Consider the following 14,554-nt stretch of genomic DNA (forward strand, 5'->3'; position numbering starts at 1 on the left):
GTCAGTTCTTGTCCTTTTTCATGTTGTCCGCGGCGTTCACCACGCCATCGAGGTTCACGTCCCCGGTCTTGAAGGTGCGCTCGGCGACGTCGTTTTCCTCTTCCACCGAAAGGCGGCCGTCCTTGTTCTTGTCCAGGATGTTGAAGCGCACATGGGCCTGCTTCATCATCTGCGCATACCCGTCGTCGCTCTGGCGGCCCTGCGCAACGTACTGCTGCTTCAGACGCGCCTCGAACTCGGCCACGTATTCGGCTTCGCTGAGCCAGCCGTCCTGGTTGCTGTCGGCGACCATGTAGCGCTGCTTGCGCAGCGTGTCGTATTCCTCGCGCGTGACCACGCCGTCGCGGTTGACGTCATAACTGCCCATGAACGCCACGTGGCCGTGACCACCTGCGGGGTTGACCGGCCCGAGCGCCTTGTCGGCCTTGGGTTGGGATGGGGAAGCGCAAGCGGACAGCAGGACGGCCAGGCTGGCCATGACCAGGGTTGCGACGGGTGTTTTGTGTTTCATGAAAACCTCGATCGGAACGGATGAAGGGAATGCGCCTGGCGATTTCATGGGCTCAAGTCCGTCGATGGCAGGCAAGACCACAGGTCTGCCATACCGCCCTCAGACACTGCTCAGAAATCGCTGGAGCGTCGAAAGCCCATTCTCTCATAATTATTAATTGCGAATCATTCTCATTGTTAATATACTTTGCAAAGACTTGCATGCCAGACATGCGTGCCAGTCCCAACCACTCTCTCATGCAACTGCCAAACAGAAGAAAGTCCATGCCTTCCAAATCTCTATCCCGTCGTGGCCTCGTTCCCGCCTTCCGCCTCAAGCCGCTCGCCTTGGCCGTTTGTCTTCTGGGTCCCGCCCTCGGCGCGCAGGCGCAGGAAGTGGTCGCCCAACTCAAGGAAGTCGTCGTCAGTGGCTCGCGTGTCGAGCAGTCGGCCGATGAGTTGCCCGTTTCGATCGACGTCATCGACGCGGAAACGTTTGAGGAAAAGCAGGTGCGCGATATCCGCGACGTGGCCCGCGAGCTGCCCAATGTGAGCGTGCAGCGCGCGCCCGCGCGTTTCGGCATGGCCCAGGGCAGTACCGGCCGCGAACAAAACGCCGGCTTCAACATCCGGGGCCTGGATCGCAACCGCGTGCTCGTGCTGGTCGATGGCATCCGCCAGCCGCGCAGCTACGCCTTCGGCGCCACCGCCTTCGGACGCGACTACCTGGATCTGGGCTTGATCCAGCGCATGGAAGTCGTGCGCGGTGCCACCTCGGCGCTGTATGGCTCGGATGGAATGGCCGGTCTGGTGCATTTCATCACCGCCGACCCATCCAATTTCCTGAATGGCGACGACAGCTTTGGCGGCAGGATCAGCCTGGGCTACGACAGCGAAGACCAGTCCAAGCACATCGGCACCACCCTGGCGGGTCGCATCAGCGATGACCTTCAATGGCTGCTGGGCGCCAACACCTCGCGCGGGCAGGAATTGGACAACCAGGGCAGCAACAACAGCAAAAACAGCAGCCGCACCACGCCCAACCCTCAGGAAGACGAGAACTACAGCCTGTTGGGCAAGTTGGTGTGGACGCCCGGCGCGGGCCAGCGCCATGCGCTGACGCTGGAGCATGTGGACAAAAGCAGTGAATATGAACTGCTGACGGCGCGTACCGCGACGGTGCTGCGCTCCGACGCCAGCACCGACATGGAACGCAGCCGGGCGACCTGGGATGGACGCTGGCAGATCGATGCGGCCTTGGCCGACGAAGTGCGCGCCGTCTTGAGCTACCAGGACGCGCATTCGCGCGAATGGGCCGATGAGGACCGCACCACCACGGACCGCGTGCGCGACACCACCTATGACGAAACCACCTGGCAGTCCAATCTGCAAGGCAGCAAGCTGCTGCGCATGGAGGGGGGAACAGCACAGAAGATCACTTATGGCGTTGACTACGTCGTCACGGATGTGGTCAACGAGCAGGACGGCGTGACGCCGCCCGCCGGCGAGACCTTTCCGCTCAAACGCTTTCCGAACACGCGCGAAACCAGCACCGCCCTTTACGTGCAGGACGAATTCATCATCGGCGACTTCAGCGTGACGCCGGGTGTGCGCTTTGACCACTACAGCATTGACGCGAGCCAGAAAAACTTTGGGGCTGATGCCAAATCCCTCTCGGGGCAGGCCACCAGCCCCAAGCTGGGCGTGCTCTGGCGCGCCAACGAGCAGTGGAGCCTGTTCGGCAATTACGCCGCGGGCTTTCGTGCACCCAACGCCGGGCAGGTCAATGCCTTTTATGAGAGCGCGACCGGTTCCTACTCAACCATCCCGAATCCCGATTTGAAGCCCGAGAAAAGCCAGAACTTCGAACTGGGTCTGCGCGGGCGCCTGGATGGGTTGACTTTCGATCTGGCCGCGTTCACAGGCCGCTACAAGGATTTCATCAAGGACAACCAGTTGGTCAGCGGCCAATACGGCAATCCAAGCAATCCAGCGGTCATACAGTCCGTCAACGTCGATGAAGTGGAGATCAGCGGCTTCGAGGCCAAGGCCGACATCCGCTGGGGCGCCGTCGGCCAGTTCGCGGGCGGTACGCTGTCTTCACCGCTCTCTTACGGTCAGGCCAAGGGGCGCAACACGAAGCAGGATGTCCCGCTGGACTCGGTCAACCCCGCTCGCATGACGGCCGGCCTGCGCTATGACACCCCGGTCTGGATGCTGCGCCTGGACGCCACCCACAGCTTGGCCAAGAAAAAGAGCGATGTGGACACGGACACCACCGCCGACCCCTTCCTGCCCGAGGCCTACACCGTGTATGACCTGAGCGGCCAGTGGCGCCTGCGCAAGGACCTGCGCCTGACGGCAGGTGTCTACAACCTGAGCGACGAGAAGTACTGGAACTGGTCCGAGGTGCAAGGCCTCTCGGCCAGCTCCACGGTGCTGGACGCCTACACCCAGCCGGGGCGTTCCGTGCGCGTCTCGATGACTGCGGATTTCTGACACTGACGTCACGATCTCGCAGGCCATGGTTGCAAGGCCGGTCGCGCTCAGGGCGTGACCGGTCTTGCTCGCTGAGACAGGCACGGGATGGGGAACTGCCTAGCGGGCCCGTGCGCAAGGGCCGTCATAAGCGGGCGAGATAATCACGCCATGACCTATGTGATGCCGCCCCCCATGCCCTCCCCCGTCCTGGCCGTGATCTTCGACTGGGCCGGCACCCTGGTCGACCACGGCTCGCTGGCGCCCACGCAGATTTTCGTGGACGCCTTCCAGACATTCGGCATCCGCATCACGCTGGAGCAGGCGCGCGGCCCCATGGGCCTGTCCAAGCGCCTGCACATCCACCAATTGCTGAACGATCCTGGCGTCCAGGCCCAATGGCAAAAGGTCTTTGGCCGCCCGTCGACCGAGGCCGACATCGACGCGATCTACGAGCGCTTCATGCCCATGCAGATCGAGAAGGTGGGCGCGTATTCGCAGCCCATCCCCGGCGCGGTGGAAACGCTGGCTTGGCTGCGCTCGCGCGGCATCAAGATTGGTTCCTGCTCGGGTTATCCCAAGCAGGTGATGGACGTGCTGCGGCCCTTGGCGAAGCAGGCGGGCATCGCACCCGACCATGTGATTGCCGGCGATGAGCTGCCCGCAGGCGGCCGGCCCGGCGCCTACATGGCGCTGGCGAATCTGCTCGCGTTGCAGGTGCCGAATGTGCGCGCCTGCGTGAAGGTGGACGACACCACGCCGGGCGTGGAAGAAGGCCGCAACGCGGGCATGTGGAGCGTGGGCCTGGCCTTGTCCGGTAACGAAATGGGCTACACGCTGGCCGACGCGCAGGCCCTGAAAACGGCACAGCCGGCCGAGTACGAGACCCTGCTGGCCCAGGCACGGCGACGGCTGCAGGAGGCGGGTGCGCATTACGTGATCGACAGCGTGGCGGAGTTGCCTGCGGTCATTGAGGCGATTGAGGCTCGTTTGAAACGCGGCGAATCACCTTGAGTCCATGAACTCCAGCGGGCATGAGGACGCGGGGTAAAGACTGCGCTCATGTCCCCCGAGCGGCTGCGCCGCTCTCCTCCTTCACTTTGCTCCGCATTCAGCCCGCATCCTCGTGCTGGCCAGTATCGTTGGCACTCATAGATCAAACTGAATTTTCCCGTCCTATGCGTTTCTTCAAAGACCTCCAACTCTCCGCCGCCAGCGCTGGTTTCGTCGCCGTGCTGGTGGGTTTCACCAGCTCCGTCGCGCTGGTATTCCAGGCCGCGCAATCGTTTGGCGCAACGCCGGAAGAAATCAGTTCCTGGATGTGGGCGCTGGGCCTCGGCATGGGCCTGTGCAGCGCCTTGCCCTCGCTGATCCTGCGCCAGCCGGTGATGGTGGCCTGGTCCACGCCCGGCGCGGCGGTGCTGGCCGCGGCCGGACTGGCGGGTGGCTTTTCGATGGCCGAGGCCATCGGCGCCTTCATCGTCAGCGCGGCGCTGATCACCGTGGCGGGCGCCACGGGCTGGTTTGAGCGGGTGATGAACCGCATCCCCATGGCTTTGGCGGCAGCCTTGTTGGCGGGCGTGCTGACGCGCTTCGGCCTCAACGCCTTTGGTGCCGCGCAGACCGCGCTGCCCTTGGTGCTGCTGATGCTGGCCACCTACCTGCTGGGCAAGCGCTTCGTGCCGCGTTACGCGGTGCCGCTGACCCTGGTGGTCGCCGTCGCTTATGCCGCGCTGCGAGGCCAGCTGGCCTGGAACACGGTGAGCTTCTCGCTGGCCGTGCCGGTGTTCACCGCGCCCAGCTTCACGCTGTCGGCCATCGTCAGCCTGGCTCTGCCGCTGTTCGTGGTGACCATGGCCTCACAGAACCTGCCCGGCGTGGCGGCCATCCGCGCGGCGGGTTACGACATGCCCATCTCGCGCCTGCTCACGATGACGGGGGTGGCCACCCTGGTGCTTGCGCCCTTTGGTGCCTTCGCCCTGAACTTCAGCGCCATCACCGCCGCCATCTGCATGGGCCGCGAAGCACACGAAGACAAGGCAAAACGCTACACCGCCGCCGTGGTCTGCGGCGGGCTCTACGTGCTGGTCGGCATCTTTGGGGCCACCGTCACGGGCCTGCTGCTGGCCTTCCCCAAGGAACTGGTCGCGGCCATCGCGGGCCTGGCGCTGCTGGGCAGCATCGCGGGTGCCTTGGCCGCCGCCTTCGCTCAGGAAGACCAGCGCGAAGCCGCGCTCATCACCTTCCTCGTCACGCTCAGCGGCGTGGTGATCGCGGGCGTGGGTTCGGCGTTCTGGGGTGTGGTGGCGGGGGCGATTGCGTTGGGGTTGCGGAGGAAGTAGCACTCGTTTTATTCACCAGTGCATTAGCCTTTCCCGAAAACAAAATGCACGAGTTCTCCCACGAGCTCCCGAGCAGAGATGATTACGGCAAGAAGGGCAATAACAGTGGCCCACATAGACCAGCGAGCCGCCTGGCGAGCAATACGCAAGCTTTCGTCTTCTCGTGCCTCAGAACGGCTATCAGCTTTCGCCTGTAGCCATTGCTCCGCACTTTCCCTGTACATACCACTGACCCAAGGGTCTCCCCGCGCTATCGCGGCGCGAACCTCTGCTTCACCTGATTTTTCAAGTGCTGCGATGTATTTGTCAGGGTGCGCTGTTTTCCAAGGCATAGACACTTAGATCAATAGTGACAACTGAAATCACCGCTCCCGGTAATACATCCGCATCGCAATCGGCGCCGCCACGGCAGTGATGACGGCCGACGCAACCAGCACCCAGACCACATCCCCCCCCACCACATTGCCATGCATGAGTCCACGCGCGGCGTTGGTCAGGTGGGTCACGGGGTTGAGGTTGACCACGGTCTGCATCCAGCTGGGCATGGTCGTCGGGTTGACGAAGATGTTGCTGACGAAGGTGAGAGGGAACAGCAGCAGCATGCTGGTGGTCATCACCATCTCGGGCGTGCGCACCAGCATGCCGATGATGATCCAGAACCAGGACAGGGCCGAGGTGAAGAGCAGCACCAGCAGCAGGGCCAGCACCACGCCGGTCACACCGCCCGTGGGTCGGAAGCCCAGGATCAAGCCGACGGTAAGCACCACGAGGGCGGCCAGCAGGTAACGGCTCAGATCACCAAACAGCGCGCCGACGATGGGGCTGGGCTGCCAGATGGGCAGCGAACGGAAGCGCTCGAACAGGCCCTTGGTGATGTCGGTACACAGGCCCATGCCGGTGTAGATGGTCAGGAAGACCAGGGTCTGCACCACGATGCCTGGGATCAGCCACTGCAGGTAGGCGTCGGTCGAACCCGCCAGCGCGCCACCGAACAGGTAGGTGAACATGAAGGTCATCATGATGGGAAAGACCAGCACGTCGAAGAGCTGGAAGGGCACATGCTTGATCTTGAGCATGGCACGCCAGGCCAGGGTCAGCACGGCCGCGCTCGCGCTGGCGCGCGCGGGACGCGGGTCCTTGCTCAGAACGCCATGCAGGGAAATCTTGTCGCTGCTCATTGCTTTTCTCCTTGCTTGCTGGCCTTGTCCGTGGCTTGGTCTTGCGCGGGTTTGCCGGTGATGGCGAGGAACACATCGTCCAGGCTGGGCTGGGCCAGGGCGAATTCGGCGATCGCGATGTTCGCGGCCGCGAGTTGCGCCAGGGCCTGAGGCGCGAGTTCGTCGCGCGCGACCTTGGCACGCAACAGTCCTTCGTCGTCTTCGTCACCCGTCTGCATCTCACCCACCGCTTCACCCAAGACGCGGCGCAGGATCTCTTCGGCTGCCGCGCGCTGAGTCACATCGGCCAGGCGCAGTTGCAGGGCGCGACCACCCACAGAGGCTTTGAGTTCGCGGCTGGTGCCTTCGGCAATCACCTTGCCATGCTCGATCACCGCCATGCGCTCGGCCAAGCGGTCCGCCTCTTCCAGGTACTGCGTGGTCAGCAGCACGGTCGTGCCTTCGGCGGCGATGGCGCGCACGATGTCCCAGACTTGGTTGCGGCTGTGCGGGTCCAAGCCCGTGGTGGGCTCGTCCAGGAACAGCAGGTCGGCCGTGACGATGAGGCTGGCCGCGATGTCCAGCCGGCGCCGCATGCCACCCGAATAATTGCGGGCCTGGCGCTTGGCGGCTTCCTCCAGGTCGAAGGCGGCGAGCAGCTGCTTGGTTCGTGCCTTCGCCGCGCCCCAGGAAAAGCCGAGCAGGCGAGCGATCAGGATCAGGTTTTCCTCGCCGGTCAGGTCTTCGTCCACGGAGGCGAACTGGCCCGTCACGGCCACCTTGGCGCGCACCTGGGCAGCCTCGCTCACCAGGTCATGCCCGAGCACGCGGGCTGTGCCGCCGCTGGGGCGCAGCAAGGTGGTCAGCATGCGGATGGTGGTGGTCTTGCCCGCGCCGTTGGGGCCGAGCAGGCCGTAGACCGAACCGCGCGGGATCGCCAGATCGATCCCCTGAACGGCGACGAAATCACCGAACTGCTTGCGCAGGCCGTGCGTCTCGATCGCCAACTCCGTTGCAAGTGCAGGCATCCCTTTCCTCCTGAAAAAGAGGGCAGAGTTTACGGGCTGCGACCGGTTTTTTGTGTGACCGTCTCGGTTCAGACATGGGGGTTAGCTCGCATGCGGACCAACCCCGGGCCTCGCTACCAGAAGACCCCAATGACAAGCACCACGGCCAGCACCAACACGAGCGATTGCCAGCGGTAGTCCCGCCATCCGCGCTCTTGTGTCGCGGCATCCACGGGGCGCCACAACAGGCCTGGATCAGACTGGGCCTGCGCTGCATTGGCCGACTGGGGTTCGGCCGTCCGAGACCAGGCCCATGCCAGGACCACGCAGAACAGGGTCGTGAGCCCGGCCACGACGGTGAAATGCGGCAGCCCGTCATCCAGGCCCCGGGCTTGCGCCCCCATGCGCCAGACCAGGATGAGCGCACCCAGAACATGGCCCGCCACCAGCGTCAGCAGCGCAGCACGGCCACTCATGCGCTGCCAGCACATGCCCATGAGCAGCACCACGGCCAGAGGCGGCACGGCGTAGGAAAAGACCTGCTGGATGTAGTTGAACAGGCCGGGGAAATCGCGGATGACCAGCGGCCAGAGCGCCGCGACGGTGACGAAGGCCGCCGTCGTGAGACGGCCCACCGCCACGATGCGGCGCTGGGACCAGCCCCGCTCCTCGGCGCGCACGAAGTCGACCATCACCAGGGTGGAGGAAGCGTTCAACGTTGAATCGATGGTGGACATGATGGCCGCGATCAGGCCCGCCACCACCAGTCCGGTCAAGCCGGCGGGCAGGAACTTCACGATCATTGTCGGGAACACCTGGTCCCCGCTGGACAAGTCCGGCAGCAGCGCAAAAGCAAAGGCCGCCGGGATGGCCATCAGGAACAGGGGCAGCAGCTTGAGCGCCGCAGCCAGCATCGCGCCGCCGCGGGCCTGCTCCAATGAACGTGCACCCAGCACGCGCTGCATGATGTATTGGTTGGCGCCCCAGTAATAGAAGCCCAGCACGGGCAGGCCGAGGATCACCCCCAGCCAAGGGAGATTGGGGTCGTCCAAGGGACGCACCAGTGAAAGCTTGTCGGCCGGGATGGCTGCCGTGGCCGTGGCCCAGGAGAAATCGAACTGCGCGAAGACTTCCCAGGCAATGATGCCCGCGCCGACCAGCAGAACGAGGGCTTGCAGCACGTCGGTGTAGACCACGGCGCGCAGGCCGCCCGCCGCCGTGTAGAGCCCGGCGAACACCGCCAACCCGATGCAGGCGGGCAGAAAGGGAATGCCCGGCACCAGCACCTGCAGCACCAGCACCCCGGCGTAGACGCTGCCCGCGGTGTCCACGAAGATGGCCAGGAAGATGGTCAGCGCCGAGACATAGCGACAGACGATGGGGCCGTACTTGGGACCGAAACGCCGCTCCAGGTACTGGGGTATGGTGGTCACGCGGGCGCGCAGGAAGACGGGAATCGTCACCACGGCCATGAAGACCAGCACCAGCGCCGCCATCAGCTCGTAGTGCGCCACGCTGATGCCGCTGCTGTAGGCCGCGCCCGCGACGCCGATCAGCGTGGTCGACGAGATGTTGGAGGCGAAGAGGGACAGACCCACCACCACGAAACCCAGGCTGCGCCCGGCAAGGAACAACTCCTCCCCGGATGTGCTCGCCTTGCGCGTCGCCCAGGCGCCGATCAGGATCACGATGACCAAGTAGGCGCCAATGATCGCCCAGTCCCAGGTGCCCAGAATTGCATGGTCAGTCATGGACTTGTCTCCTTTTTTGCAATGCTGCTTCCAACCACCGAAAACGCCCAGGTTCACAGCGTATTGAACTTCTCCAATGTGTGTCGCGCCCATTTCGCGGCGTCGTAGCGCTCCACGCTGCGCTGCATGCTGGCCATGCGCTCCTGCTGCTCCTGCGGCGGCATCGCCAGAGCGCGGTCAATGGCGGCATCCATCTGGAAGTTGGAATAGGGGTTGGCCAGCACCGCACCGTCCAGCTCCACCGCCGCGCCCGTGAACTCCGATAGCACCAGCGCGCCGCCCAGGTTGCCGCCATCGGTGTTCTCGCGCGCGGCGACGTACTCCTTGGCCACGAGGTTCAATCCGTCGCGCAAGGGTGTGATCCAGCACACGTCGGCGCAACGGTAGTAGGCGATCAATTCCTCAAAGGGAATGGCCGAGGTAGACAGCCACAAGGGCCGGTAGGCCAGGGTGCTGTAGCGGCCATTGATGCGCCCGGAGATCTGCTCGATCTCACGCTGAACGTTGCGGTAGACCCCCATGCCCGCGGCTGCCGACACCGAGGTGACCAGCAATTGCACCTGCCCGACCAGCGCGGGCTGACGCTCCAGCAGGCGTTCGTAGGCCAACAGCATGTCGCGCGTGCCCTTGGTGTAGTCCGCGCGGCCCACTGACATGATGAGTCGTCGCCCGGCCAGTTCCTCGCGGATGCGCATCTCGCGTGCTTGCGTTGTCTCACGCGCCGCCAGTTCGCGGATGTAAGGCACGTTGGTTCCCACCGGGCAGGCATCGACGTGGACCACGCGCCCCTGGTAACCCAGCTTGACGGGCGAGGACGCTTGCGACAACGCCAGGCCCTGGTGCGACATGCTGGACGGCGCGGGCGCCTCCTCCAGGATCTTGGCCCCCTTGAGGTTGCGCGCCGCCGCCGCGAACCCCGCCGCGTAACGCGGGATGTGGAAGCCCACCAGGTCACAGTCCAGCAGGCTGTTCATGATTTCGTCGCGCCAGGGCAGGATGCTGAAGATGCTGGACGAGGGAAAGGGCGTGTGGTGGAAGAAGGCGATCTTCACGTCAGAGCGCAGCTTGCGCACGTAGTGCGGCGTGAGCCAGAGGTTGTAGTCATGGATCCAGATCACCGCGCCGGGCGCGGCCTGGGCCACGGCGGCCTCGGCGAACAGGCGGTTGACCTCGCGGAAGGTCGGCCAGTCCACCGCGTCGTAGTTGTAGCGCTCGGGAAAGGAATGCAGGATGGGCCACAGCGCCTCCTTGGAGGTGACGTGGTAGAAGCTGCGCACCTGCTGCGGGGTCAGGGGCAGGCGTGAGACGTTGTAGGTGCCGTAGGAATCCTGGATGCGCACGACGCGCTCGAACTTCTCTGCCTCGCGTCCCTTGCCTTCCACCTGCTTCCAGGCCACCCAGGCGCCGCGCTCGACCGAGCCGAAGAAGCTCTTGAGCGTGGGCACGATGCCATTGGGGCTGGCGTGCTCCTTGTAGACCAGTTGGCCGTTCTCCATCCGTTCCTCGTAAGGCTGGCGGTGGTAGACGATCACGAGATCGGAGGGCTTGTTCTTGTTTTCCATGGAAGGCTCCTTTTTCTTCATTGCGTCAAAAGGTCAGCGAACAGGCGCGAAGAAATCGCGCGCGACAAAACCGTGGTGATGAACCGCGTCCAGGATGCCGGCCGCGCCCGTGCGAGGGCTGCGGAAAATGCGCCGCGACTGGATCGATGGCGCCCAGGCAGGCTCGTTCTGGGACTGCTCCCGCTCCAATGCCTGCAGACGATCCAGCAAGGCCGGTTCGGAATTGCCCACTGCCACGCCGCGCAGGCCAGTCTGGAAGAGGGACAGATCATTGAGGGTGTCACCCGCGACCAGCACATCCTGGGGCGGCAGGCTCAGGTGGGAGATCAGCTGCCGCAAGGTCGGGCCCTTGGAGACACCGCGCGGCAGCACGTCCAGAAAGGTGTTGGCCGACAGCAGGCCGTCGTAACCAGCCTCCTCGATCTTGGGCAGAGTCTCGGGCGACAGCACGGCGGGCTCGTACCAGTAGCTCAGGCGGTAGCGGAAGGGCGTGTCCTGTTCACGCAGACCAGGCTCATGGGCCAACAGGGCCCGCAGGCGCTCGCGCGCCTGCGCGGCGGAGTCCGCGCCGCGCTTCCAGCGCGTGGCGATGTCCTCTTCCAAGCCGGGCAGGGGCGTGATCTCCGGACCACCCGCGATAGTGGTGCCCACGTCGCCGATCACGTAGTCCGGCCGAGGCACGGTGCCGGCAGCCACGATGCTGCGGATGAAGGGCAAATCCCGCCCGGTGACAAAGATCAGGGTGACGTCCCGCGGCTGCCGCTCGCGCATGACCTGCAACCAGCGGTAGAGCGCAGCGCGTTCGGCGTCGCTGCCGCCCAGGAAGGTGCCATCCAGATCAGTCGCCAACACGAGCGGGCGATCGAGCGCGGGGAAACCGTCGTGGGCAGGCGGCGTTGAATACGGCGATGTCATGCGGGATGGACTCCTGGTTAGGGCGGTCCCGGCGCGCACGGCGCCACGACGGCCTGGGATGGAAAGGCCGGCGACGGAAACGACTTCGGTGCGCGTGCGCGAAAAGACGGAATGAAGTCGGTGAGCGCGGTTTCGGCACCGTGGCGCCCCGGGGCATTGCCGGGACGCAAACCCCTGGGCTCAGGTCCCAGGGCGAAATGGCTTCCGCCGTCCGGTCAGGACAGGCGATTCATGAACGAGCGACTGAGCGGAGGCTCGGAGCGTCGGTTCGTCGCATAACGCAGCACGGCGAAACGCTCGCCCGGCAGGGGCGGCGTGAGCGTGCTGCGCGAGCGCACCATGCCGCGCGTGAGGGCTGCCCCCAGCTTCGCGTTCACCCGCGCGCAACACCGCGCCTGGCGGCGCAGGACGCGATGGGCATGCGGATGCGAAAAGCGGGTGGCGTACATGGGCTGGGACGTGCTCAAAAACCAAACGCCGCGCGGCACTTCATCAAGGAAGCACCTTGCGGCGTTTGATGAGGGCCCATTCTAAAACTGCATGCCTTGAGTGACCGCCCAAAAACCCGACTCGCGACTGCGACTTACCACGATATGGGTTCGAGCCGCTGACTTCGATGGCGCTTGGGCAGAGACCGGCGCGGCAGGCGATGCGGCATCATCGCGGCCAGATGACCAAGGCATCCCCTGCTTCCACGTCCGCTCTCTTGCAGACACCACCCGATCTGCTGCGCCGGCTGCTGCGCGCCAAGGACCGCATGGACGCCGCCTCGCAGGAGGCCTGGCCCATCGCTAGGCTGGCGCGCGTGAGCAACGTGTCGGCCACGCATTTCGCGCACGCCTTCCGCGAGGCCTTCGGCCTACCGCCCCACCGCTACCTGCTGACGCGGCGCATCGAGCGGGCCCTGGCCCTGCTGCGCGACACCGAACTGCCCGTGACCGACATCGCCTTCCAGACCGGCTGGGAAAGCCTGGGCAGCTTCGGCCGCACCTTCCGCGACATCACGGGCCTGAGCCCCAGCGCGGCGCGGGCCCAGGCGCGTGCTCGCGCGCCAGAGCAAAGGCGGACCCTGGCCCTCGTGCCCGCCTGCTTTCTGAACGCGGCGCAACGGCCCGCGCTCGATATCGCAGTTTCGGAGAAGCGCCGCCGGGAGGCTGCCGGTATAAACCGCGCCTGAACCCACCACAGGAAAGGACATGGCCATGCGCCCAGGTGTTGAAGTCGTCGGGCTCTACGTGCGCGACCAGGATGAGGCGCTCGCCTTCTACGTCGACCAGCTCGGTTTTCGTGTCCACACGGATGCGCGCAATGGGGACTACCGCTGGCTCACGGTCCAGCTCCCCGATCAGCCGTCCTTCCAGCTCGGCCTGTTCCTGCCCGGCCCACCGGTGCACGACGCGGCGACGGCTCAGGCCTTGCAGGCCTTGGTCGCCAAGGGCGCGATGCCGCCGCTGGTGCTGACCGTGGACGACTGCCGCGCCGCCCATGCGCAGATGCAGGCACGCGGCGTGGAATTCACGCAGGAACCGGTGGAACGTTATGGCAGCGTGGATGCGAGCTTTCGCGACCCCTCCGGCAATGGCTGGAAGCTGGTCCAGGCACGCGGATGAAAACGCGGAAAAAACAGGGAAAGAAAACCACCATGAACTGGAACCACGGCATCCGTCAATTCCACCGCTGGGTATCGCTCGTCTTCACCCTCACGGTGATCGCCAACTTCACCGCGATGGCGATGAATGACGGGCAGGCGCCGATGTGGATCGTCTACGCGCCGCTGCCGCCGCTCTTTCTGCTGCTGGGCACTGGCCTCTGGCTGTTCGCCCTGCCTTACCTCGGCAAGCGACGGAAAGCACAACCGCGCTGAGTCCGCTCGGCATCCACTCAGATCGCCACCAGCTGGCGGATGCCCTTGTCCTTCATTTCGCTGCCCGGGCCGAAGGCAATCACTGCGCCGCGCTCCATGACCACGTAGTCGTCGGCCAGTTCCTCGGCGAAGTCGTAGTACTGTTCGACCAGCAGGATGGCCATGTCACCGCGGTCGGCCAGCATGCGGATGACACGACCGATGTCCTTGATGATGCTGGGCTGAATGCCTTCGGTGGGTTCGTCGAGCACCAGCAGCTTGGGCTTGGCCGCGAGCGCGCGGGCGATGGCGAGTTGTTGCTGCTGACCGCCCGAGAGATCCCCGCCGCGCCGCCCCAGCATCTGCTTGAGCACGGGGAACAGCTCGTACAACTCGGACGGGATGGGCGTGCCGCCGGGTTGGCTGGCCAGGCCCATGCGCAGGTTTTCCTCGACCGTCAGGCGCATGAAGATCTCTCGGCCCTGGGGCACAAAACCGATGCCGGCGCGGGCGCGCTCGTAGGGCGTGGTTTTGTGGATGTCCTTGCCTTCGAACTCGATGCTGCCGTTCTTGATCGGCACCAGGCCCATGAGTGATTTGAGCAGGGTGGTCTTGCCCACGCCGTTGCGGCCCAGCACGACGGTGACTTTGCCGAGGGTGGCGCTCAGGCTCACGTCGCGCAGGATGTGGGAACCGCCGTAATACTGGTTGATGTTCTTGACTTTCAGCATGGTGCTGGCTCTCCCGCTTGCGCTGTGACTACGGCGAAGAGCGCCTGCCGAACGGCACCCCCAGCCCGGCCCGATTGCGCCGGCCGCTGCGCGGCTGCCCTGCGATGCTCGGACAACCGGTCCATCGCGTAACTCGCTGCGTTCGCTGCGCTCACTCCGCTCAGACAGACGCGATGAGTCAGATCACAGAGCACGCGCGACAGCGCGCGTGCCGACCGGCCGCCCTGCGCTTCTCGGCGGCGCAGACGGGCCGGGCCGGGGGCACCGTTCGTCAGGCTT

The 14,554-nt window shown here is 65.0% G+C and carries 15 protein-coding genes; 6 read left to right on the forward strand and 9 right to left on the reverse strand.

Translation table 11 applies throughout. The features are described from left to right. Position 1 precedes the first annotated feature (1 nt). Positions 2 to 511, reverse strand: a complete 510-nt coding sequence (locus tag AZ34_RS16010; protein ID WP_051509957.1) for a hypothetical protein — start codon at positions 509 to 511, stop codon at positions 2 to 4. A 263-nt stretch (positions 512 to 774) separates the two neighbouring features. On the opposite strand from AZ34_RS16010, the gene AZ34_RS16015 reads away from it, so the two are divergent. From AZ34_RS16015 to AZ34_RS16025, 3 genes are all read left to right on the forward strand, one after another. Next, entirely contained in the window at positions 775 to 2,988 is a 2,214-nt protein-coding gene (locus AZ34_RS16015; protein ID WP_035609906.1) for a TonB-dependent hemoglobin/transferrin/lactoferrin family receptor, read from the forward strand. A gap of 174 nt (positions 2,989 to 3,162) precedes the next feature. Further along, the gene (phnX, locus tag AZ34_RS16020) at positions 3,163 to 3,981 is read left to right on the forward strand and encodes a phosphonoacetaldehyde hydrolase (RefSeq protein ID WP_231495553.1); all 819 of its coding nucleotides are present in this window, start codon (positions 3,163 to 3,165) and stop codon (positions 3,979 to 3,981) included. Between the two features lie 164 nt (positions 3,982 to 4,145). Beyond that, positions 4,146 to 5,309 carry a benzoate/H(+) symporter BenE family transporter gene (locus tag AZ34_RS16025; RefSeq protein WP_035609912.1) on the forward strand — a complete coding sequence of 388 codons (1,164 nt, stop codon included), beginning with the start codon at positions 4,146 to 4,148 and terminating at the stop codon, positions 5,307 to 5,309. A gap of 23 nt (positions 5,310 to 5,332) precedes the next feature. On the opposite strand, the gene AZ34_RS18805 is transcribed toward AZ34_RS16025, so the two are convergent. From AZ34_RS18805 to AZ34_RS16055, 7 genes are all read right to left on the reverse strand, one after another. Continuing rightward, on the reverse strand, positions 5,333 to 5,641 hold the full coding sequence (locus AZ34_RS18805) for a hypothetical protein (RefSeq protein ID WP_231495554.1): 309 nt from the start codon (positions 5,639 to 5,641) through the stop codon (positions 5,333 to 5,335). Between the two features lie 30 nt (positions 5,642 to 5,671). Beyond that, positions 5,672 to 6,487 carry an ABC transporter permease gene (locus AZ34_RS16030; protein ID WP_035609915.1) on the reverse strand — a complete coding sequence of 272 codons (816 nt, stop codon included), beginning with the start codon at positions 6,485 to 6,487 and terminating at the stop codon, positions 5,672 to 5,674. Beyond that, the gene (locus AZ34_RS16035; RefSeq protein WP_035609918.1) at positions 6,484 to 7,494 is read right to left on the reverse strand and encodes a daunorubicin resistance protein DrrA family ABC transporter ATP-binding protein; all 1,011 of its coding nucleotides are present in this window, start codon (positions 7,492 to 7,494) and stop codon (positions 6,484 to 6,486) included. Before AZ34_RS16035 ends, AZ34_RS16030 begins: the two co-directional genes overlap by 4 nt. A 113-nt stretch (positions 7,495 to 7,607) precedes the next feature. After that, the gene (locus AZ34_RS16040) at positions 7,608 to 9,224 is read right to left on the reverse strand and encodes a sodium:solute symporter family transporter (RefSeq protein WP_035611992.1); all 1,617 of its coding nucleotides are present in this window, start codon (positions 9,222 to 9,224) and stop codon (positions 7,608 to 7,610) included. 53 nt (positions 9,225 to 9,277) lie between these two features. Beyond that, positions 9,278 to 10,786: a glucosylglycerol-phosphate synthase gene (ggpS, locus tag AZ34_RS16045; RefSeq protein WP_035609921.1), complete on the reverse strand. Its 1,509-nt coding sequence runs from the start codon at positions 10,784 to 10,786 to the stop codon at positions 9,278 to 9,280. Between the two features lie 33 nt (positions 10,787 to 10,819). Further along, positions 10,820 to 11,701, reverse strand: a complete 882-nt coding sequence (locus AZ34_RS16050) for an HAD-IIB family hydrolase (RefSeq protein WP_035609924.1) — start codon at positions 11,699 to 11,701, stop codon at positions 10,820 to 10,822. 215 nt (positions 11,702 to 11,916) lie between these two features. After that, positions 11,917 to 12,150, reverse strand: a complete 234-nt coding sequence (locus AZ34_RS16055) for a hypothetical protein (protein WP_035609927.1) — start codon at positions 12,148 to 12,150, stop codon at positions 11,917 to 11,919. Between the two features lie 221 nt (positions 12,151 to 12,371). On the opposite strand from AZ34_RS16055, the gene AZ34_RS16060 reads away from it, so the two are divergent. The 3 genes from AZ34_RS16060 to AZ34_RS16070 are packed head-to-tail and all read left to right on the forward strand — an operon-like array spanning position 12,372 to position 13,565. After that, positions 12,372 to 12,878, forward strand: a complete 507-nt coding sequence (locus AZ34_RS16060; protein WP_035609930.1) for a helix-turn-helix transcriptional regulator — start codon at positions 12,372 to 12,374, stop codon at positions 12,876 to 12,878. Between the two features lie 25 nt (positions 12,879 to 12,903). Further along, positions 12,904 to 13,311, forward strand: a complete 408-nt coding sequence (locus tag AZ34_RS16065; RefSeq protein ID WP_035611993.1) for a VOC family protein — start codon at positions 12,904 to 12,906, stop codon at positions 13,309 to 13,311. A gap of 32 nt (positions 13,312 to 13,343) precedes the next feature. Then, positions 13,344 to 13,565 (forward strand): hypothetical protein, encoded by a 222-nt coding sequence (locus tag AZ34_RS16070; RefSeq protein WP_035609932.1) that lies wholly within the window; start codon positions 13,344 to 13,346, stop codon positions 13,563 to 13,565. Between the two features lie 17 nt (positions 13,566 to 13,582). Here the strand turns inward: AZ34_RS16070 and urtE are convergent, their stop codons facing one another. Further along, entirely contained in the window at positions 13,583 to 14,275 is a 693-nt protein-coding gene (gene urtE / locus AZ34_RS16075; protein WP_035609934.1) for an urea ABC transporter ATP-binding subunit UrtE, read from the reverse strand. Between the last annotated feature and the right edge of the window lie 279 nt (positions 14,276 to 14,554).

The organism is Hylemonella gracilis str. Niagara R (assembly GCF_000600295.1).
Lineage (GTDB): Bacteria > Pseudomonadota > Gammaproteobacteria > Burkholderiales > Burkholderiaceae_C > Hylemonella > Hylemonella gracilis_A.